This is a genomic window from Micromonospora rubida (assembly GCF_009908295.1).
Lineage (GTDB): Bacteria > Actinomycetota > Actinomycetes > Mycobacteriales > Micromonosporaceae > Micromonospora > Micromonospora rubida.
The window spans coordinates 36919-56886 of record NZ_JAAALO010000008.1 but is presented as its reverse complement, the minus strand read 5'-3'; the positions used below and the strand labels follow the sequence as shown (position 1 = coordinate 56886).

At 74.7% G+C, this 19968-nt stretch carries 16 protein-coding genes; 7 read left to right on the top strand and 9 right to left on the bottom strand.

Going from position 1 to position 19968, the window contains the following annotated elements; translation table 11 throughout:
• Positions 1-122: 122 nt before the first annotated feature.
• The 6 genes from GVV04_RS25250 to GVV04_RS34555 all read left to right on the top strand — a co-directional run bounded on the left by GVV04_RS25250 (position 123) and on the right by GVV04_RS34555 (position 7077).
• On the top strand, positions 123-2639 hold the full coding sequence (locus tag GVV04_RS25250) for a Tex family protein (RefSeq protein ID WP_161691158.1): 2517 nt from the start codon (positions 123-125) through the stop codon (positions 2637-2639).
• Positions 2640-2712: 73 nt separating this feature from the next.
• Entirely contained in the window at positions 2713-3144 is a 432-nt protein-coding gene (locus GVV04_RS25245) for a hypothetical protein (protein ID WP_161691156.1), read from the top strand.
• Between the two features lie 325 nt (positions 3145-3469).
• The gene (locus GVV04_RS25240; protein ID WP_161691154.1) at positions 3470-3934 is read left to right on the top strand and encodes a hypothetical protein; all 465 of its coding nucleotides are present in this window, start codon (positions 3470-3472) and stop codon (positions 3932-3934) included.
• A 133-nt stretch (positions 3935-4067) separates the two neighbouring features.
• Positions 4068-4448, top strand: a complete 381-nt coding sequence (locus tag GVV04_RS25235) for a hypothetical protein (protein ID WP_161691152.1) — start codon at positions 4068-4070, stop codon at positions 4446-4448.
• Between the two features lie 443 nt (positions 4449-4891).
• Positions 4892-6025: a DegT/DnrJ/EryC1/StrS family aminotransferase gene (locus GVV04_RS25230; protein ID WP_161691150.1), complete on the top strand. Its 1134-nt coding sequence runs from the start codon at positions 4892-4894 to the stop codon at positions 6023-6025.
• Positions 6022-7077 (top strand): GNAT family N-acetyltransferase, encoded by a 1056-nt coding sequence (locus tag GVV04_RS34555; RefSeq protein WP_161691148.1) that lies wholly within the window; start codon positions 6022-6024, stop codon positions 7075-7077. Before GVV04_RS25230 ends, GVV04_RS34555 begins: the two co-directional genes overlap by 4 nt.
• Positions 7078-7125: 48 nt before the next feature.
• On the opposite strand, the gene wecB is transcribed toward GVV04_RS34555, so the two are convergent.
• The 4 genes from wecB to GVV04_RS25205 are packed head-to-tail and all read right to left on the bottom strand — an operon-like array spanning position 7126 to position 11643.
• On the bottom strand, positions 7126-8250 hold the full coding sequence (wecB, locus tag GVV04_RS25220; RefSeq protein WP_161691146.1) for a non-hydrolyzing UDP-N-acetylglucosamine 2-epimerase: 1125 nt from the start codon (positions 8248-8250) through the stop codon (positions 7126-7128).
• Entirely contained in the window at positions 8247-9485 is a 1239-nt protein-coding gene (locus GVV04_RS25215) for a glycosyltransferase family 4 protein (protein ID WP_161691144.1), read from the bottom strand. The genes wecB and GVV04_RS25215 overlap by 4 nt, the downstream gene beginning before the upstream one ends.
• Positions 9482-10609 (bottom strand): polysaccharide biosynthesis C-terminal domain-containing protein, encoded by a 1128-nt coding sequence (locus GVV04_RS25210; protein WP_161691142.1) that lies wholly within the window; start codon positions 10607-10609, stop codon positions 9482-9484. The genes GVV04_RS25215 and GVV04_RS25210 overlap by 4 nt, the downstream gene beginning before the upstream one ends.
• Positions 10603-11643, bottom strand: a complete 1041-nt coding sequence (locus GVV04_RS25205) for an SDR family NAD(P)-dependent oxidoreductase (RefSeq protein WP_161691140.1) — start codon at positions 11641-11643, stop codon at positions 10603-10605. Before GVV04_RS25205 ends, GVV04_RS25210 begins: the two co-directional genes overlap by 7 nt.
• Before the next feature lie 485 nt (positions 11644-12128).
• On the opposite strand from GVV04_RS25205, the gene GVV04_RS25200 reads away from it, so the two are divergent.
• Positions 12129-13451 carry an O-antigen ligase family protein gene (locus tag GVV04_RS25200; RefSeq protein WP_161691138.1) on the top strand — a complete coding sequence of 441 codons (1323 nt, stop codon included), beginning with the start codon at positions 12129-12131 and terminating at the stop codon, positions 13449-13451.
• 137 nt (positions 13452-13588) lie between these two features.
• On the opposite strand, the gene GVV04_RS25195 is transcribed toward GVV04_RS25200, so the two are convergent.
• The 5 genes from GVV04_RS25195 to GVV04_RS25175 form a co-directional block, all read right to left on the bottom strand.
• Positions 13589-15007: a glycosyltransferase family protein gene (locus GVV04_RS25195; RefSeq protein WP_161691136.1), complete on the bottom strand. Its 1419-nt coding sequence runs from the start codon at positions 15005-15007 to the stop codon at positions 13589-13591.
• Entirely contained in the window at positions 14988-16397 is a 1410-nt protein-coding gene (locus tag GVV04_RS25190) for a lipopolysaccharide biosynthesis protein (RefSeq protein WP_161691134.1), read from the bottom strand. The genes GVV04_RS25195 and GVV04_RS25190 overlap by 20 nt, the downstream gene beginning before the upstream one ends.
• Positions 16397-17356 (bottom strand): NAD-dependent epimerase/dehydratase family protein, encoded by a 960-nt coding sequence (locus tag GVV04_RS25185; RefSeq protein ID WP_328822568.1) that lies wholly within the window; start codon positions 17354-17356, stop codon positions 16397-16399. Before GVV04_RS25185 ends, GVV04_RS25190 begins: the two co-directional genes overlap by 1 nt.
• A gap of 113 nt (positions 17357-17469) precedes the next feature.
• Entirely contained in the window at positions 17470-18804 is a 1335-nt protein-coding gene (locus tag GVV04_RS25180; RefSeq protein ID WP_161691132.1) for a glycosyltransferase family 4 protein, read from the bottom strand.
• Between the two features lie 3 nt (positions 18805-18807).
• Positions 18808-19935 (bottom strand): glycosyltransferase, encoded by a 1128-nt coding sequence (locus tag GVV04_RS25175; protein WP_161691130.1) that lies wholly within the window; start codon positions 19933-19935, stop codon positions 18808-18810.
• Positions 19936-19968 lie beyond the last annotated feature (33 nt).

Below are 19968 nucleotides of genomic sequence, written 5' to 3'. Positions count from 1 at the left end.
GACCGGCGCGGTGACCAGCGCGGTGACCAGCGTGCGGCGGGCCGACCGGCGGGTGCGGCGCGTCCCGTCAGGGGCTGCCGGCACAATGCAGGGCGGAACCCACCCAGAAGGCGGATCAGATCGTGACCCAGTCTGTGCACCAGCGGATAGCCGACGAGCTCGGCGTCGCCGAACGACAGGTACGGGCGGCCGTGGAGCTGCTCGACGGCGGCTCCACCGTGCCGTTCATCGCCCGCTACCGCAAGGAGGCCACCGGCCTGCTCGACGACGTCCAGCTGCGCACCCTGGAGGAGCGGCTGCGCTACCTGCGTGAGCTGGACGAGCGCCGCGCCGCGGTGCTGGAGTCCATCCGTGGCCAGGGCAAGCTCGACGAGGCCCTGGAAGCGCAGATCATGGCGGCCGACTCGAAGTCCCGGCTGGAGGACATCTACCTGCCGTACAAGCCGAAGCGGCGGACCCGGGCGCAGATCGCCCGCGAGGCCGGGTTGGAGCCCCTGGCCGAGGCGCTGCTGGCCGATCCGGGGCAGGAGCCTCGGGAGCGGGCCGCCGGGTTCGTCGACGCCGAGCGGGGGGTGGCCGACGCCGCCGCCGCGCTGGACGGCGCGCGGGCCATCCTCATCGAGCGCTTCGCCGAGGACGCCGACCTGATCGGCACGCTGCGCGAGCAGATGTGGTCACGGGGGCGGCTGGTCTCCCGGGTACGCGACGGCCAGGAGCCGGCCGGGGCGAAGTTCGCCGACTACTTCGACTTCGCCGAGCCGTACCCGAAGCTGCCCTCGCACCGGATCCTGGCGATGCTCCGGGGCGAGAAGGAGGGCGTGCTCGACCTGACGATGGCCCCGGAGACCGAGGGCGACCCCGACGCCGCGCCGACCGGCCCGAGCCGGTACGAGGCGGCGATCGCCGGCCGGTTCGGGGTCACCGACCACGGCCGGCCCGCCGACCGGTGGCTGGCCGACACGGTGCGCTGGGCCTGGCGCACCCGGATCCTCATCCACCTCGGCGCCGACCTGCGGATGCGGCTGTGGCAGGCGGCCGAGGAGGAGGCCGTGCGGGTCTTCGCCATCAACCTGCGCGACCTGCTGCTCGCCGCCCCCGCCGGCACCCGGCCGACCATGGGCCTGGACCCGGGCCTGCGCACCGGGGTCAAGGTCGCGGTGGTCGACGCCACCGGCAAGGTGGTGGCCACCGACACGATCTACCCGCACGAGCCGCGCCGGCAGTGGGACGCCTCGATCGGCACCCTGGCCCGGCTGGCCGGGGCGCACGGCGTCGAGCTGATCGCCATCGGCAACGGCACCGCCAGCCGGGAGACCGACAAGCTCGCCGGTGACCTGATCAAGCGGCACCCGGAGCTGACGCTGACCAAGGTGGTGGTCTCCGAGGCCGGCGCTTCGGTCTACTCCGCCTCCGCGTACGCCTCGCAGGAGCTGCCCGAGCTGGACGTCTCGCTGCGCGGCGCGGTCTCCATCGCCCGCCGGCTCCAGGACCCGCTCGCCGAGCTGGTCAAGATCGACCCGCGCTCGATCGGCGTCGGGCAGTACCAGCACGACCTGTCCGAGGTGAAGCTCTCCCGGTCGCTGGACGCCGTGGTCGAGGACTGCGTGAACGCCGTCGGCGTGGACGTCAACACCGCCTCCGCGCCGCTGCTGACCCGGGTCTCCGGCATCGGCGCGGGGCTGGCGGAGAACATCGTGCTGCACCGGGACGCCAACGGCCCGTTCCGCTCCCGGGCGGCGCTGAAGAAGGTGGCCCGGCTCGGCCCCAAGGCGTTCGAGCAGTGCGCCGGCTTCCTGCGCATCCCCGGTGGCGACGACCCGCTGGACTCCTCCAGCGTGCACCCGGAGGCGTACCCGGTGGTGCGGCGGATCCTCACCAGCACGGGCCAGGACCTGCGCTCGCTGATCGGGCAGAGCGGCATCCTGCGCGGCCTGCGGGCCACCGACTTCGTCGACGACACGTTCGGCCTGCCCACCGTCACCGACATCCTGGCCGAGCTGGAGAAGCCCGGGCGGGACCCACGGCCGGAGTTCCGGACCGCGACGTTCGTCGAGGGCGTGGAGAAGATCGGCGACCTGACCCCCGGCATGCTGCTGGAGGGCGTGGTCACCAACGTGGCGGCGTTCGGCGCGTTCGTCGACGTCGGCGTGCACCAGGACGGCCTGGTGCACGTGTCGGCGATGTCCCGGACCTTCGTCAAGGACCCGCGCGACGTGGTGAAGTCGGGCGACGTGGTCCGGGTCAAGGTGCTCGACGTCGACGTGCCGCGCAAGCGGATCTCGCTGACGCTGCGGCTGGAGGACGAGACCGAGGCGGGCCGGCGCGGCCCGGACGACGGGCGACGCGAGCGCGGCGGCGGCCGGGGCGAGCCCTCCGGCGGCGGTCGGGGGGAGCAGTCCGGCGGCGGCCGAGGCGGGCAGTCCGGGGGTCGCCGGGGCGGGCAGTCCGGCGACGGCCAGGGCAGGCAGTCCGGCGACGGCCAGGGGAAGCAGTCCGGGGGCGGCCAGGGGCGGGGCGGTCCCCGTGGGGACGGCCAGGGGCGCGGCGGCTCGCAGCAGCGGCCGGGCCGGGGCGGCGGCACTCCCCCGCCCGCCGACGGGCCGATGGCCGACGCGCTGCGCCGGGCCGGCCTGGCCTGACCGGTCGCAGCGGGGTCCGTCCCGGTGCCCGCCGCCCGCGCGGGCGGCGGGCGCGGCGCGTACCGTCGCCGGCATGGGTGGCGACGACGACGTCCAGTGGCGGGAGCGGCAGCGGCGGGCGGTGCGCGCGCACGCCGAGGCGGACGAGCGGCGACGGGCGGCCGAACGCGCCGAGGCGGCACAGATCGTGGCCTGGTTCACGGCCGAGGCGACCCGGCGCGGGCTGCGCACCACCCGACTGGCCGCCGTGCCGTACACGGGCCAGGGCCGGTACCGCACCCGGCTCACCGGCTGGTACGTCGACCGGGCCCGTTCTCGCGCGGTGGACACCGCCGGGCGGTGGTACCTGCTGACCGTCCCGGCGGGCCTGCGGGCCCGGCTCCTCGGTGCCGACCCGCCGCCCGTCCCCGCGCCCCTGATCGTCGGCGAGGGCGGCCGGGACGGCGAGTCGTTCCCGCTGCGCGACCTGCTCACCCGGCGGCTGGCGGCCGGCGACGACTGGTGACCGGTCGCTGCCCGGTCGGCAGACCAGCGGCGAGCCGGTGGCATCGGGTACGAGAACCGGAGCCGACGGGCGGGAACGACGAGGTGCCGCCGCCGGCTTCCGGCGACCGAACCGACGGTTGCCGCCCACCGGAGCAGTCGCTGCCACCGTCGCGGCCAGCCTCGGCGCTGCCCGCCTGGCCGACCGGGACGACGACGCTGAGCCGAACTGGCCGCCGTGGTGGCCGCTGCATCCGTGAGCGTCTACGGCTGTTCGGGACGGTTCCGTACAGTCTCGTACGCCGTGATGCCTTGTTCGGGGCGGGCGGGATTGCTTGACTCGCCTCATGTCAGTAAAAGCAAAGCGCCCCGCTTTCGTTGTGGCTCTAGTGGCCCTCTTCGTGTTGCTTGCCGGTACGCCGGCAGCAGCGACTATCGCGGATCCGGCCGGATCGCCGCCTGATGTGACGGACTGCTTGTACGCACCGGGCCCCTACTCGAATTCGCCGCCCCCGGCTCAAGCTTGTTTCCGCGCCTACGGGGACCAGATCTGGGTTTATGACTTCGACACCCCCTATGCCGCCATCGGAATGTGGGAGAACCAGCTCTACTACGGCGGGGCCTGGCACGCCTACCGCAGCGACGACTGCCAGAACCTCGAGGGCGAGGGCGAATGGGGCGTGTGCAACTACGACTTCTATGAGGACGGCACGACCCACAAGTTCGGCGACAAGGGCAGCCGGGTGCGGTTCCGGGCATGCGGCGCTTGGGGCTGTTCCGGCTGGTCGTCCTGGTGGCGTAACAACAACTAGTTTCACCCTCCGCGGAGGTGACGCCGGCGGGCACGCTCGTAGGACTCCGGCCGAATGAGTCTTGTGCTCATGCGTCGCACCCCTGTTCAGACGTCGTCCGAAGACTGGAACATCTGTCGGAAGGAAATCGATCATGATACGCGGATTGTGGTACCGGGGGGCCGTGGTAGCGACGGCGTGCGCGCTGGGGGCCGGGGCGTCGACAGCCTTTGTCCAGGCCGCTCAGGCAGCGTGCAGTTGGACCATCTCGACGCCGGTCAAGAGCGGCGGCAAGGCGGTCACCACGGGCACCACCGCAGGCTGCGGCGCTTCGTCCGGCTGGGAGACGCAGCTCTACGTCTGGAACGGGGCGAGCTGGCAGTTACTGAACTACGTCAGCTTCAGCGGCAACACGAGCCGCTCCACCAGCCACACGTGCTCCGGCACGGGCAGCCAGACTTTCAAGGGCGCGATCTACAACGCCGCCACCGGCGCGTCCAAGACGTCAACGACGACGCTGGCCTGCGGCGTCTGACGCAGCGCAAGAGGAATCAACCCCGACTCGGTTTGACGAGGAGCGCCGCCCCCACTCCGGGCCCGATCGATCATGGAAACAGCCCTTGGTAGATGTTCTTCCTGTCCAGGAAAGAATATCTACCAAGGGCTTTTCCGTGATCAGGGTGCATGAGACACGGTCACCAGCGCTGACGTCCAACGGCTCTGGCAGACGTACCCGCGCGCTTGGCCCCGCGCAGCCGGCAGCACTCCACCGTCCGCCGACACACCTCCGGCCCGCCGGGCCCGACCCGCGCGACCACGCCCGATACGTGAAAGCGACGGTCGCCGGTCTGCCGTTTGGTAGAACGGTTCTGACCGATGTGACGTGGTCCAGGCGAGAGACGGAGAAAACGTGGATTCCTCCCGTATTCCGCAGGGCAGTACCGACCTTCCGCCCAGCACGGCCGGGGCCGTGGCGTCATGACCGCCGACCCGGTCTACCTCTCCCCGCCCGACCTCGGGCCGGTGGAGGAGGCCTACCTGCTCGCCGCGTTCCGGGCGCGGCAGGTCGGTCCGTTCGGCCCGGACATCACCGCGCTCGAACACGCGACCGCCGAGCGGGTCGGCACCCGGGCCGCGCTGGCGACCAGCTCCGGAACGGCCGCCCTGCACCTGGCCATGCTCGGCCTCGGCGTCGGCCCCGGGCAGGTGGTGATCGTCCCGACGCTGACCTTCGCGGCCACCGCGAACGCCGTCGCGTACACCGGCGCCCGGCCGGTGTTCGTGGACTGCGACGAGGAGACCGGGAACCTCGACGTGCCGCTGCTGGCCGCGCTGCTGGCCCGGCTGCGGGCGGCGGGGACGCCGGTCGGGGCGGTCATGTCCGTGGACCTCTTCGGCACCTGCGCGGACTACACCTCGCTGCTGCCGGTGTGCGCCGCCGCCGGGGTGCCCGTGATCGAGGACGCGGCCGAGTCCCTGGGCGCGACCCACCGGGGCCGCCCGGCCGGCTCGTTCGGCCGCGCCGCCGTCCTCTCCTTCCAGCACAACAAGATCATGACCACGTCGAGCGGCGGGATGCTGCTCTCCGACGACGAGGCGTTCGTCGCGCGCTGCCGATACCTGGCCGCGCAGGCCCGCCAGCCGGTGGTGCACTACGAACACACCGAGGTCGGGTACAACTACCGCCCCAGCAACCTGCTCGCCGCGATCGGTCGCGGCCAGCTGCACCGCCTGGACGGCATGCTGGTCCGGCGGCGGCTGCTGCGGGAGCGGTACGCGAAGCTGTTCGCCACGGTGCCCGGCGTACGCCTGCTCGGCGACGACGACGGCGGCGGCAACTGCTGGATGTCCACGGTGGTCGTGGACCCCGCCCGGGCGGGCTGGCGGGCGGCGGACCTCGCCGCCGCGCTCGCCCTCGACGAGATCGAGACCCGGCCGGTGTTCAAGCCGATGCACCTGCAACCGGTCTACGCCGACGCGCCCGCGTCGGTCACCGGCACAGCCGAGCGCCTCTTCGACACCGGTCTCATCCTGCCCAGCGGGTCCGCGCTCGACGAGCGGCAGATCGACCGCGTGTGCGGGGCGGTCGAACGGTTCCTGGACCGCCGGTGACGGGCGACTTCGCCCTGACCGGGCCGGGCCCGCAGGCCGGCCGGCTCGACGCCGACTGTCCCGACGTCTACTTCACCGCCGGCTACGGGACGGCGGACGCGGCGGCGCAGGGCGGCGCCTGGCACAGCGCCCGGCTGGGGCGGCGGATCCAACTCCCGTACGTGCTGCGGGCCGTCGCCGACGGGGCGACCGACGGGGTCAGCCCGTACGGCTACTGCGGCCTGCACGTCGAACCCGGCTGCCCGCCCAGCGACCTGGCCCGGTTCTGGGCCCGGGCCGTGGCCGGCTGGCGCGACCAGGGCATGGTGAGCCTCTTCCTCCGCTTCTCGCCGCTGGACCCCGCGCCGGTGGCGGCCGTCCGGGCACTCGGGGCGGTGCGGCTGGCGCAGCACGGCGAGACCGTGGCCGTCGCCGTGGACGCGGGCCCGCGCCGGGTGTGGGAGGCGATGGCGGGCCGGGCCCGCACCGCCGTCCGCAAGGCGGGAAACGTCGGGCTGACCGCCGAGCTGCGGCCGGCCACGGCCCTCGACCTCACCGCCGCCGCGCCGTTCCGGCGGGTGTACGAGCGGACCATGCGCCGCATCGGCAGCGCCGAGCACTACCTGTTCCCCGACAGGTACTACCGGCTGCTGTCGTCGGGGCTGGACAAGGACCTGCTGCTCGTCTCCGTCCGCGACGCCGACGGGGAGGTCGTCGCGGCGGCGCTCGTGCTGCGGCACCGGGACCGGGCGCACTACCACCTCGCCGGCTCGGAGCCGGCCGCCGCCCGCGACGGCGCCAACAACCTGCTGGTCTGGCGCATCCTGGAGTGGGCCGCCGAGACCGGCTGCAGTCGGGTGCACCTCGGCGGCGGGGTGCGCGGCGACGACGGGCTGCTCCGCTTCAAGACGTCGTTCGGCGGCGCCCTCGTCCCCTGGTGGACGGGCGCGGTGGTGCTCGACCGGGACCGGTACGCGGCGCTGACCGCCGCCCGCGCCCAGCGCCTGGGCTGCCCGGTCACCGACCTGCGCGACGGCGGGTTCTTCCCCGCCTACCGGGCCGGCGGGCGCTGACCCGCCCCCGCCCCCGCCCCCGGCCCGGCGCCGGCGCGGTCGGGCCGGTCAGCGCCGGATGCCGGCCCAACCGTGGTGCAGCCGCACCGTGGAGAGGATGAAGCTGACGACCCGGCGGGAGGTGTCGGTGACCTGGTAGTCCGCCGGGCAGGGCACTCCTGCGGACGCCACCTGGGAGATGGCGACCGTCACCGCCTCGCGGACCGCGTCCGGGTCGAGCTCGGTCAGCAGGATGCCGCCGCTGTCCAGGGCCTCCGGGCGTTCGATCGAGTTGCGCAGCGTCACCGCGGGGAAGCCGACGATCGCCGCCTCCTCGCTGATCGTGCCGCTGTCGGACAGGGTGCAGCGGGCCTGCGCCTGGAGGCGTACGTAGTCGAACAGGCCGAACGGCTCGTGGAACGTGATGCCGGCCAGGTCGGCCGGGTCGGGCGCCAGGGCGGCCAGCCGCTTGCGGGTGCGGGGGTGGGTGGAGACGAGCACCGGCAGGTCCCAGTGCTCCCGGACCGCCCGCAGGCAGTCCAGGAGCCGGGCCAGCCGGGGGGCGTCGTCGACGTTCTCCTCCCGGTGGGCGCTGACCAGGAAGTAGCCGCCGGGGGCCAGCCCGAGCTGCTCCAGGACGCCGGACTTGTCGATCTCGGCACGGTAGTGCTCCAGCACCTCCCGCATCGGCGACCCGGTGTGCAGGATCCGCCGGGGGTGCAGCCCCTCGGCCAGCAGGTTGCGTCGGGCGTGCTCGGTGTAGACCAGGTTGAAGTCGGCCACGTGGTCGACCACCCGCCGGTTCGTCTCCTCCGGCACGTTGAGGTCGAAGCAGCGGTTCCCGGCCTCCATGTGGTAGACGGGCACCCGCATCCGCCGGGCGATCAGCGCGGCGATGCAGCTGTTCGTGTCGCCGAGCACCAGCAGGGCGTCCGGCCGCAGGTCCTCGATCGCCCGTTCCACCCCGGTCAGCACGCCGCCGAGCACGCTGCCCAGCGAGGTGGTGTCCACCCCGAGGTAGCGGTCGGGCTGGCGCAGCCGCAGCTCGGTGAAGAAGACGTCGGACAGGGTCGGGTCCCAGTTCTGCCCGGTGTGCACCAGCACGTGGTCGACCGTCCGGTCGAGCCGGGCGATGACCCGGGACAGCCGGATGATCTCGGGTCGGGTCCCGACCACCGTCATGACGCGCGTCATCGACGCCTCCCCCGGTCCGCAGCCTTGATCATGATGTCCTCCAACTGGTCGACTCCCACCCGCAGCGACATGCGGTCCAGGTACACCTGGCGGGCGCGATCGCCCGTCGCCCGCCGCTCGGCGGCGGGCTGGGCCGCCGCGGTGGCGAACCGGTCGGCGAGCGCCCGCCAGTCCTCCGGCGGGCAGGTGAGTCCGACCCGGGCCGAGCGGACCAGCCGGGCGGCGTCGCCGCCCGCCGAGACGATCACCGAACGGCCGCAGGCCAGCGCCGCCTGGAGCTTCGACGGGACGGTCCCCCGCAGGCCGGCCGCGTCCCGCAGGCAGATGAGCTGGTACTCGGCCACGGCGTACAGCTCGGCCATCCGCTCCGGCGGGCGGCGGTCGAGGAACCGGACGTTGTGGGCGCCGAGGTCGGCGGCGAGCCGGCGGGCGCTCTCCTCCTGCACCCCCGAGCCGACCAGCACCAGGTCGACGAGGTCGCGGGTCGCGGCGGCGGCCCGGACCGCCGTCTCGATCCCCTGGAGCAGACCCAGGTTCCCGGCGAACATGATCGTGCAGCGTCCGGTGTGGCCGATGGCGGCGCGGGCCGCGTCGGTGGCGGGCACCGGACGGAACAGCCGGTCGTCGGTCCAGTTCCAGACCACCCGCACCTGGTCCGGGTCCGCGCCCCGCTCGATGACCAGTTCGGCCATCGCCGGCGAGATCACCGCGATGGCCGTGACCGACCGGTAGATCCGGCGCATGGCCCCGGCGATCGCCCCGTCGAGCAGCCGACCCGCGTGCCCCTGCGGCGCCATCCCGGAGTGCAGCACCGACTCCGGCCACGGGTCCTGCACGTGCAGCACGGCCGGCGTGCCGCGCAGCAGCCGGCCGACGACGGCCGCGGCGACGGACGTCGGCGGAGGATGGTAGACGTACGTCACGTCGACGTCGGCGAGGTAGCGCGCCGCGGCGACCGCGCTCGTCGCCGCGAAGGACAGGTAGCTGGCCGCCCGGCGCACCGGCGACCGGTCGTGGCTGGGGTACGACGGCACCCGGCGCACGGTCAGCCCGCCCGTGCGGACGCAGTCGTACCACCGCTGCCGGTAGCCGGGGTAGACCTGGCCGTACGGGTAGCTCGGGAAGGAGGTGAGCACCTTGACCTCGTGCCCGCGCGCGACGAGTTCCGCGGCGAGATTGTCCTGGATGAAGGCGCCCTCCGGCGGGTACCACTGGCTGACCAGGCCGATCCTCATCCGGCGACCACCGCGCTCGGCACCAGGGCCGGCAGGTCGACCGGCTCCGGGTACGTGTCGGGTCGGGCCGGGTCGAAGATCTCGTTGGTCCAGAACAGGGTGACCAGCTCACCGGGCCCGGTGTTGGTGATCCGGTGCGCCCACATCGTCGGCATGTCCACGGCGACCGGCTCGTCCCCGGCGACCGCGAACCGGACGACGTCGTCGTGGCCGATCCGGCGCAGGGCGATCTCCGCCGAGCCGCGCAGCACGACGAAGCGCTCGATCTTGGCGAGGTGGAAGTGCTCCCCCCGGGTCACCCCGGGGTGGGTGCCCGAGCAGAAGGTCTGGCCGCCGCCGTCGTGCACCTTGACCGTCTCCACCAGCTCGCCCCGGGCGTCCGAGCGCCGGGGCAGCGGCATCGGCACGCCGGACGGGAAGACGTGCGAGCGGTAGGTGTTGAACAGCCGCACATCGTGCCGGTCGCGCAGCGGCGGGACCTCCGCCCGGCGGTAGGCGTCGGCGAAGCCGGTCAGCCGGTGCGCCAGCTCGCCCACCCCGATCCGTAGCGCCGGCATGTCCGGGTCCCAGGACCCGCCGGCCGGCACGCCGACGAGCCGGGCGGCGGCATCGGTGACGTGCACCAGCTCCATGTCCCGGTCGAGCTGCACCTGCGGCGTGTCGCCGGAGGCGAGCAGCCGGCAGAAGGTGGCGACCACGGAGTTGTAGAGGGGCCGGCCGTGCTCGCCGTACAGGTTGGGCAGCAGCACGTCGTCGAGGGCGGCGCCGGCGCCGGCCAGGATCCCCGCCGCGGTGGCCTTCGCGTCGCCGTACGGGGTGCCGTTGCCGGCCTGGACCGAGTTGGCGAAGACCACCTCCGGCGGAACGGTGCAGCGCCGCAGCCCGTGCGCGAGCTGCGCGGCGAGCTGAACGTTACCGGCAGCCACCTGGGCGGGGTCGCCCCGGTTCACGCCGGCCAGGTGCAGCACCCGGTCGACCCCGGAGAGCTTCGTGGCGACGGCGTCCGGGTCGGTCAGGTCCGCCCGGGTGACGACGACGGGCTCCGGTCGGCCCAGCGCGCGCAGCAGCGTCCGGACGTGCCAGCCGAGGAAGCCACCGGCGCCGGTGACGGCCAGCCTCAACACGCCGGCACCGGCTCCCGCAGGGCCAGCTCCGCGCGGATCTCCGGCAGGCCGCGCAGCAGCTCCATGATCTCCGGTACGCCGAGCCGGGGCGCGTTGGCCGAGTTGAAGTCCTCCCGGGGAACCTCGCCCAGCTCGCCCTCGGAGACGTACAGCGCGTAGTTCAGGTCCCGCCCGTCGATCGGCACCCGGAAGAACTCCCCGAAGTCGTCGGCCTGGGCCAGCTCCTCCCGGCTGGCCAGCGTCTCGTGCCACTTCTCGCTGTGCCGCACGCCGATGACGTCGAGTTTGCACGGCACGTCGAACAGCCGGCAGACGGCCTCGGCGAGGTCCGCGATGGTCCCGGCGGCCGCCTTGCGGATGAAGACGTCGCCGGGCTGCGCGTGGTGGAAGGCGTGCTCGACCAGGTCGACCGAGTCGGTCAGCGACATCAGGAACCGGGTCATCGTCGGGTCGGTGACGGTCAGCGGCCGGCCGGCCTTGACCTGCTCGACGAAGAGCGGGATGACCGAGCCGCGCGAGTACATCACGTTGCCGTACCGCACGCAGGAGACCGTGGTGGCGCTGCGCGGGTCGTTGCGGGCGTGGGCCTGGGCCACCTTCTCCATCAGGGCCTTGCTCATGCCCATCGCGTTGACCGGGTAGACCGCCTTGTCGGTGCTGAGCACCACCACGGAGCCGACCCCGTTGCGCGCGGCGGCCTCGACCACGTTGGCGCTGCCGAGGACGTTGGTGCGCACCGCCTCCAGCGGGAAGAACTCACAGGACGGCACCTGTTTCAGCGCCGCCGCGTGGAAGACGAAGTCGACCTCGCGGGTCGCCCGTTCGACCGTGTCCCGGTCCCGGACGTCGCCGACGTGGTAGCGGACCCGCTCGTCGCCCAGTGCTCGGCGCATCGCGTCCTGTTTGGCCTCGTCGCGGCTGAGGATGCGCACCTCGCCCACGTCCTGGGACAGCAGGCGGCGCGTCATGGTCTGTCCGAAGGAACCGGTGCCGCCGGTGATGAGCACCCGGCGGCCCGAGGTCGTGAAAGCCATAGCCTCTCCCGTTCGTCACGGCCGGCGGACGGCTTTCCCCGTTCCGCCCGCCCGTGCTGCGGCGATCCGCCGGCCGCGCGGGCGACCGCCCGGACCTGACCTGGCTCCGGTGCGGCACCCGGGTCAACGACGGCCCCACACGCGCAGATACGCGTTTCGGGCCATATCCTCGAAATACTCTCAAGCGGATAAGACGGAGGGAACTACCCTCCCGGCCCCCGTTGGCGGGCCTGCCGTGGGTCGGCCAACCGACGGCGGTTCGCGCCGATTCCCTCACCTCGGCACGTCACAACTGGTACAAAGGGCGCGGACCATGCGGTCCCGGCCGGTTCCGTCACGCTCCACAGCAGAGTGGTCGACCGGGGCGGCGGCGCGGTCCGTCAGCGAAGGAGCACCATGCCGCCAGTTCGACCACCGCACCCGGCCCGGTGCCGCCCGGCCGGCGCGAGCCCGACCGTGGCCGCCCCCGGGCGGTGCACGCTCCGATGACCACCTCGCCACCTCGACTCGGCCCGCGTACCTCCGCCGGGGCGCGGCAGTCGCGGGGAGCCGACCGTCCGGCGGGACCGGGACCGGGACCGGGGCGGCGTCGTCGGGCGGGCGAGCCCGCCGGGTGGCTGCTCCGCGCGTGGCCGACCGGCCTGCCCAGCGTCGTCCTGCTCTGCTGGATCGCGTTCTGGGCGGCCCGCCCGCCGTGGTGGTCGTTCAACTGGCTGGCCCCGATGGCCGTGCTGGCACTGCTGCTCAGCGGCCGGCTGCCCCGGCCGCGCTGGGCCGACGCCCTGGCGGCAGCGACCGCGGGCTGGGCGTACAACACCAGCTTCTGGTCGGACCGGCCGGACCTCACGGCGGCGGGCGCCTACCGGTACGCGACGGTCTGCCTGCTCTTCGTGGCCTGCCGGCACGTGCTGCGCACCCGGCGGGACCTGCTGCTGGTGGCCGGGACGTTCCTCGCCGGGTGCGTGGTCGTCGCCCAGGAGGTGCTCACCGGCGCCGCCGAGGACCTCCGCTCGCGGGGGCAGGTGCTCGACGTGGCCCACCGGTTCGGCATCGAGGGCCGGGAGGTGAATCTCACCGCCTACACGCTGGTCGCCGGGATCGTGGTCGCCGCGATCCTGACCACGGCCGTGGCACGTCACCGGCGGTGGCGGCTCGTGCCGCCGGCCGCCGGGGCGCTGCTGCTCTGGGCCGTGCTGCTCACCGGGTCCCGGGGCGCCGCGATCGGGGTGCTGCTCGGCGTGATCGCCCTGCTGGCGGCCCGGTTCTGGCCCCGGCTGACGGTGCCCTTCCTCGGCGTGCTCGGGCCCGCGCTGCTCTTCCTGGTGCCGCTCGGCAGGACCCCGAGCTGGACGATGACCTGGCTCGACGGCATGTACGGCCGGGCCACCGGCGACATCTCCGGGCGGCTGTGGCTCTGGCCCTACGCCGTCACCACCTGGTCGGAGCACCTGCTCACCGGCTCCGGGCCGGGGGTGCTCATCGCGACCAACCCGTACGGCGTCGGCCCGCACAACCTGCTGTTGACCGTCGGCAACGACCTGGGGCTGATCGGCGTGCTGCTCTACTTCGGCACGCTCGCCGCCGCCCTGGTCGCGACCGCCCGGGCGACGCCGGTCGGCCGACTGCTGGCCTGCGGCTTCACCGCGCTGATGCTGCCGATCTGGCTCACCGGCCAGTGGGAGGCGTCACCGGCCGCCTGGCTGGCCCTGGCCATGCTGACCGTGCTGCCCACGCTCCGCGCCCCGGCGACACCGCAGCACCGAGCGCGTTGCCTGCGGCCGGCAGCCGAGGTCCCGGCCACCGGGTGAGCCAGGGCTGAACCGCCCCTCGGGCCCCGCTCAGTCGGTCTTGACCGGAACCGACCCGCCTTGGCCGCTCCCCGGCCCGGGCTCACCCTCACCCCGGCCCATCCTCACCCCGGCCCATCCTCACCCCGGGCCGACCCTCAGCCCGGGCCGACCCTGGCCCCGGCCGGAGTGTGGCGGGGCTCCGGTGTGGGGCCGACCGGCCGGCGGGCGGCCCGCGCCAGGGTCTCGGCGAACCGGGCGGCCACCTGGTCCGCCCGGTGGTGGCGGACGGCGAAGTCCAGCCCCTGCCGGCCCAGCCGCTCGCGCAGCGCGGGATCCCCGCAGAGCCGGGCGACCTCCCGGGCCAGCCGGGCGGGATCGTCCACGCCGACCACCGCACCGGCCCCGGCCGCGTCCAGGTGGGCCATCGAGGCCAGTTCCGCCGGGCCGAAGCCGAGCACCGGGCGGCCGGCGGCGAGATACTGGGGGATCTTGGTGGACAGCGAGTACCGGGTGTAGTGGCGGTGCTCCTCGGCGAACGACTCGACGTGCACCAGGACGTCGGCGCGGCGCAGCACCGCGGCGACCTCGTCACTGGCCACCGACCCGCCCAGCCGGACGCCGGGCAGCCCGAGCCGCTCGCCGTACCGGGCCAGGTCCTGCGGGGGCGCGTGCACGGTCAGCCGGGCCCGCAGGCCGTCGGCGGCGAGCCGGCCGACAGCCTCGCCGACCCGGCGCAGTGACCGCCAGCGGTCCAGATGCAACCCGCCCACGTAGACGAGGTCCAGCACCGCCCCGTCGGCGGCGGGCCGGGCGGGGCCCGGCCGGTCGGCGAAGTCCGTCGGGTCGACGCAGTTGCCGAAGGCCGCGAAGGGCAGCCCGTAGCGGCGCTGGTACTCCCGCGCCATCGGATCGCTGATCCCCAGGCCGTACGACGAGTGCCGGACCACCTCCCGGACCCCGGCGAGCACCGCGCGCCGGGCGACGCCGAGCGTCTGCCGGTCGGCGTACAGGGTGCTGGGCCAGTCGTCCATGAAGTGCGGCACCAGCGGCACCCCGCACTCCCGGGCCGCCAGCACGGCCAGCCGCATCTGCCGGATGCTGCCCAGCGTCGCGTAGACCACCTGCGGTCGCTGCTCCCGCAGCCACCGGCGCGCGTCGGCGGGCACCCGCAGCGGGCTGAGGTCGACGAACGCCCGCAGCTCGGCCCGCATCCGGGCCCGCAGCGGCCCCGGCTCGACACCCGCCCCGCCGGCCCCAGCCCCGCCGGCTGAGACTCCGCCGACCCCGGTGACGGCCGAGCCGTTCCGCGCGCCCGGCGACGTCCCCCGGGTGGTCCGGGCCCGCCAGCGGAACAGGTGGTACTCCACGGGCGCGGAGCGCGGGTCGAGCCGCAGGAACCGCTGGCACACGTCCGTGTCGGGTTCCAGGTCCTCGGCGTAGAGCTGGGCCAGCCGCTGTCGCGGCCAACCGGCGAAGAGGTTGGACAGGGTGATCCCGGTGCCCGAGGCTCGGCCGAACCCCGCCGCGCCGACGACCAGCACCCGGGGATGCTCCTCAGCCGACCAGTTGTCCATCGGATCTCCATTCCGGCGCCGGACGCCCGGCCCGGCGCAGCGCCTTGCGGTAGCCGTACAGGGCGGCGGGGACGACGGTGAGCGCGAACCCGGCCACCGCGACCCAGGGGACCGCCCAGAGCCCGAACCAGGAAGCTCCGTACCACTTGCCGACCAGCGACAGGACGGCGAACACCGCCCAGCCGACCAGTTGCGGGGTGACCACGCCGGCGGCGTTCTGCACCATGAAGCGCGGCGAGAGCGCCGCCTGCACCACCCACCAGCCGCCCAGCCCGGCCAGCAGCCACGGGTCGGCCCCGATCGGCACCGGCAGCCAGGCGTCGAGGAGCCGCTGACCGGCGAGCGCCAGGACGACCGTGGGCAGCAGGGTGGCCAGCACCGAGACGACGGTCATCCGGCGGGTGATCCGCCGCACCCAGTCCAGTTGGCCCCGGGCCAGGGCGTCCCCGTTGGCCGGCCAGAGCGGCACGTTCACCAGCACCACGAGCTGGCCGAGCTGGGCGAGCAGCTTCGCCGGCACCACGTAGGCGGCGACGGCGGACAGGCCGAGGGCGTGGGCGACGATCAGCGTGTCCACGCTGGTCGCGACCGACGTCACCACGGTCACCACGAAGAACAGCCCGCTGAGGCTCAGCAGCTCGCGGGCGGCGCGCGGGTCGACGCAGCGCAGCCGGGGCCGGATCCGGGAGCCGTCGCGCCAGAAGAACCAGAGGCTGTTGAGCAGGTTGACCACCAGCGGCGCGACCGCCGAGGCCACGATGATCGCCACCGGTGGCAGCCCGGCCCGGACGATGCCGAGCACCACCACCAGCCCGACCAGGCCCGCCCCGGCCTGCCAGAGGTTGCTCCGGCCGACCTGCTGGCAGGCGTACTGGACCCGGACGATCAGCGAGAGCGGCACGTTGAGCACGAACGCGGTGAGGCAGGTCAGGGCGATCGTCCGCGCCTGCCCGGGCCCGATCTGGCCGGTGGTGTTGAACACCGACGCCCAGGGCACCGCGTCGGCGAGCAGCCAGAGGACGCCGCAGAGGGCGACCGCCAGCAGGGACAGCGTCAGGTAGGCGCTGGAGACGTAGCGGCGGGCCAGCTCGTGGTCGCCGGCCGCCTGGCAGGGCGCCAGCTTGGTCATCAGGCCGCTGCCCAGGCCGAGGTCGGCGAAGGCGGCCATCCCGGCGAGCGCGGCCACGGCCATCCAGAGGCCGTACAGGTCGGTGCCGAGGTAGGGCAGCGTCACCGGGACCAGCACGATCGGGACCACGAACCCGGCCAGCCGGCCGAGCACGGCGGTGCAGACGCCAGTGACGAGCCGGCGGGTACGGTCGGGCGCCCGCCGGTGGGCCCCGGGCGGGGGTTTCTCCCGCTCGACGAGTCCGGCCGGGGCGTTCGGCACTAGTGTCCGGCGAGCACGTGGCCGGACATCCAGGCCACGGTCTCCTCCAGACCGACGCGCAGCGGCACCGGGCGGGCCGTGGGGAACAGCTCCCGCAGCCGGCCGCAGTCGGCCTGCGAGTCGCGCACGTCGCCGGGGCGGGGCGGCTCGTGTATCACCGGCAGCCGGCGGCCGAGCACGTCCTCCAGCTCGGCGACGAGGTCGAGCAGCGACACCCGGGCTCCGAAGGCCAGGTTGACCGCGTCGGGCGCCGCCACCCGGCGCAGCACCGCCTCCACGATCACCGCCGTCACGCTGCCCACGTAGGTGAAGTCGCGGGTCTGCCGGCCGTCGCCGTGCACCCGCAGCGGCCGGCCGGCGAGCGCGGCCACGACGAACCGGGGCACCACGGCGGCGTACGCGTGGTGCGCCGCCTGCCGGGGGCCGAACACGTTGAAGAAGCGGAACGGCAGCACGGACAGCCCGTAGCAGGACGCGTAGGACAGCGCGTACGCCTCGGCGGCCAGCTTGGACACGGCGTACGGGCTGACCGGCATCGGCCGCAGCGTCTCCCGCCGGGGCAGGACGGGATTCGCCCCGTACACCGAGGAGGACGACGCGAGGACGACCTGGGGCACCCCGTGCCGCCTGGCCGCCTCCAGCACCATCAGGGTGCCGGTGGCGTTCGCGTGGTGGCTGGGCAGCGGCCGGTCGATGGAGCGGGGCACCGAGCCCAGCGCGCCCAGGTGCACCACGCTCTGCGCGCCGACGAGGGCCCCGTCGAGCAGGTCCGGGTCGAGGATGGTGCCCCGCGCGAGCCGGACCGGCACGTCGAGCAGGTTCTCCACCGCCCCGGTGGAGAGGTCGTCGACCGCCACCACCTCGGTCACCTGCGGGACCTCGCACAGCGCCCGGACCAGGTTGGCGCCGATGAAACCCGCGCCTCCGGTCACCACTACCTTCACGATCTCCCCCAGCACTGGTCGGTCTCCACGGCGGCCGGCGCGTAGCCGAGCCACCCGCTGAACAACGACCGCCGATCCGGCAAGTTACTGCAAAAGGGACGGAGGAGGAGTCGGCCGCCGGGGGCGGCTCACGGCTGCGGCTCGGGCGCGGCCAGCGGCTGCCGCTCCGCCCCACGCCCGCCGGCCGGTTGCCGGGCACCCCCGGTCCGGTGACCGCCGGCGGCGATCGGGCCGGCAGCGGGACCGAGCGCGCCGAGGAACACCCGCAGCCGGCGGCCCTGCGCGGCCGGGTTCCTGGTCTCGGCGACGAAGGCCCGTCCCGCCGCGCCGAGCGCGGCGGCCGTCGCCGGGGGCAGCTCCAGCACGTGCCGGATCGCGTCCCGGAGCCCGGCAACGCCGTCGCCGGCGGCGTACACCAGGTGGGGGTCGTAGTCGGCGGGGATGCCGGGCAGCCGGGTGGTCACCACCGGGACCCCCGCCGAGAGGTACTCGATGAGCTTGGACGGGAACGAGTACGGCACGAAGTGCTGGTCGACCGGCCGGGGGTTGACCAGCACCGTCGCCCCGGCGAGCCACCCGGCCAGGTCGCCGCGGTCCAGCAGCCGTGGTGGCGCGACGCGCGGGTCGAGCGCGGCCTGCTCGTGCAGCCACCCCTCCAGCTCGCCCCGGCCGAAGACGCACAGCCGCAGGTCCGGCTCCGGCAGCCCACGGAACGCCTCGACCAGCCGGTCCACGCCGTAGGCGCGGCTGAGCCCGCCGGCGTACCCGATCTGCCGGGTGTCGGCGGCCGCGGCCCTGGGCCGGACCCCGACCGGCGGGGCACAGATCCCCTCCAGCACCAGCCGGGGGCGGCCGGGCGCGAAGTCCTCGGCGAGCGGACCGGTCAGGGCGACGACGCCGGCGCACCGGCGCAGGGCGGCCCGGACCAGCGCGACGTCCACGGACCGCAGCAGCCGGACCAGCTGGCCCTCGTGCGGCAGCGGCACCCCCGGCGGGTCGGTCAGCACCGGCACGACCCGGACCCCGCGCAGCCGGCCCAGCACCAGGCCGGCCCAGAGGAACGGCGTGTGCACCCCATGGACCAGCAGCACGTCGGCGGGCTGTTCCCGCAGCATCCGGGCGCCCCGCCGACAGGCCGCGACGAACCGGGTCAGGTGCTTGAGGCCGAGCAGGTTGACGAAGCCGAGGAGCTGGCCGTCCACCCCGGCGTGGCGGAACCGGGCGGCCCGGTACCGGATCCGGGGGTTGCGGGGGTAGGTGGAGACCGGGGCGGCGGACAGCAGCCGGACCGGGCAGCCGGCGTCGCGCAACGCCCGCACCAACCCCCAGGCGAAGGCGTGGGTCTGGGTGGAGTGGACGGCGTCCCCGGCCATCACCCGGCCCAGCGCCTCGTCGGGCAGCGTGAAGCCGAGCAGGACGACCCGGGGCGGCACGTCCCGGTCACGCGCGTCGCCGGCCGGCACCGCTCAGCCCGCCAGGATCCGCTGGTACGCCGTGTCCAGCGCCCCGAGCATCGCGTCCAGGCTGTACCGGTCGACGACCGTACGGCGGGCCCGCGCGCCGAGCCGCGCCCGGGTCCCGGCGTCGCCCAGCAGCGCGGCGAGCGCGTCGGCCAACGCCTGCGGGTCGCCGGCCGACACCAGCCGCCCGCCGCCGTCGCGCAGCACCTCCACGTTGCCGCCCACCGCCGAGGCCACCACCGGCAGCCCGTGGGCCATCGCCTCCAGCAGGGCGTTGGACAGGTTCTCGTGCAGGGTGGGGAAGACGAACAGGTCGGCGGCACAGAGCAGGTCCGGCACGTCGGCGCGGTTGCCGAGCATCCGTACCCGCGCCGCGCCGGCGCCCCGCAGGGCCGCCTCGACGTCGGCGCGGGCCGGGCCGTCGCCGGCCACCAGCAGCACCGGGCGGCTCGGGGCCGGCGGCAGCCGGCGCAGCGCCTCGGCCAGCACGCCGAAGCCCTTCTCCCAGGTCAGCCTGGCCACCACGATCATCGCCAGGTCGTCGGGGCGCAGCCCGAGGTCGGCGCGGACCCGGTCCCGGGCCGCGTCCGGCCGCGCCGGCACGGGCACCCCGTTCGGGATGACGCCGAGGAACCGGTCGGCGCAGCCGCGCAGGAAGTCCCGGCCTGCGGCGTACTCGCAGACGGTCGCGACGTGGCTGGCCGCCCGCAGGGTCAGCGGCTCGGCGCCGCGCACCAGCAGCGCCCGGCGCACCGGGCGGTCGACCCGCCGCAGGTCCCGCACGGTCCCGTGCACGGTGACCAGGACCCGCCGGCAGCCGGCCAGCCGGGCGGCGAGGACGCCGTGGAACCCCTCGTTCTGCAGGCCGCGCACGTGCACCAGGTCGGGCCGGACCCGGCGCAGCAAGGCGACCCAGTCCCGCAGCAGGCCGACGTTGAGCGCGCCGTTGCCGCTGCTCTGGTGCATCCGGACGAAGTCGTACCGGTCGGCCAGCCGGGAGGCGAGGACCCGTTCGACGGCGGTGAGCGGCCCGTTCGCGCCCGGCGTCCCGGACGAGTGCTGCACCACCACGGGGCGGATGCGGGTCCCGGGCTCCGCGCGCCGGGCACCGGCGAGGTCAGTGCTCAGGTCCACACCCGCTCCTATCGACGCGCCAGGCAGGAGGCG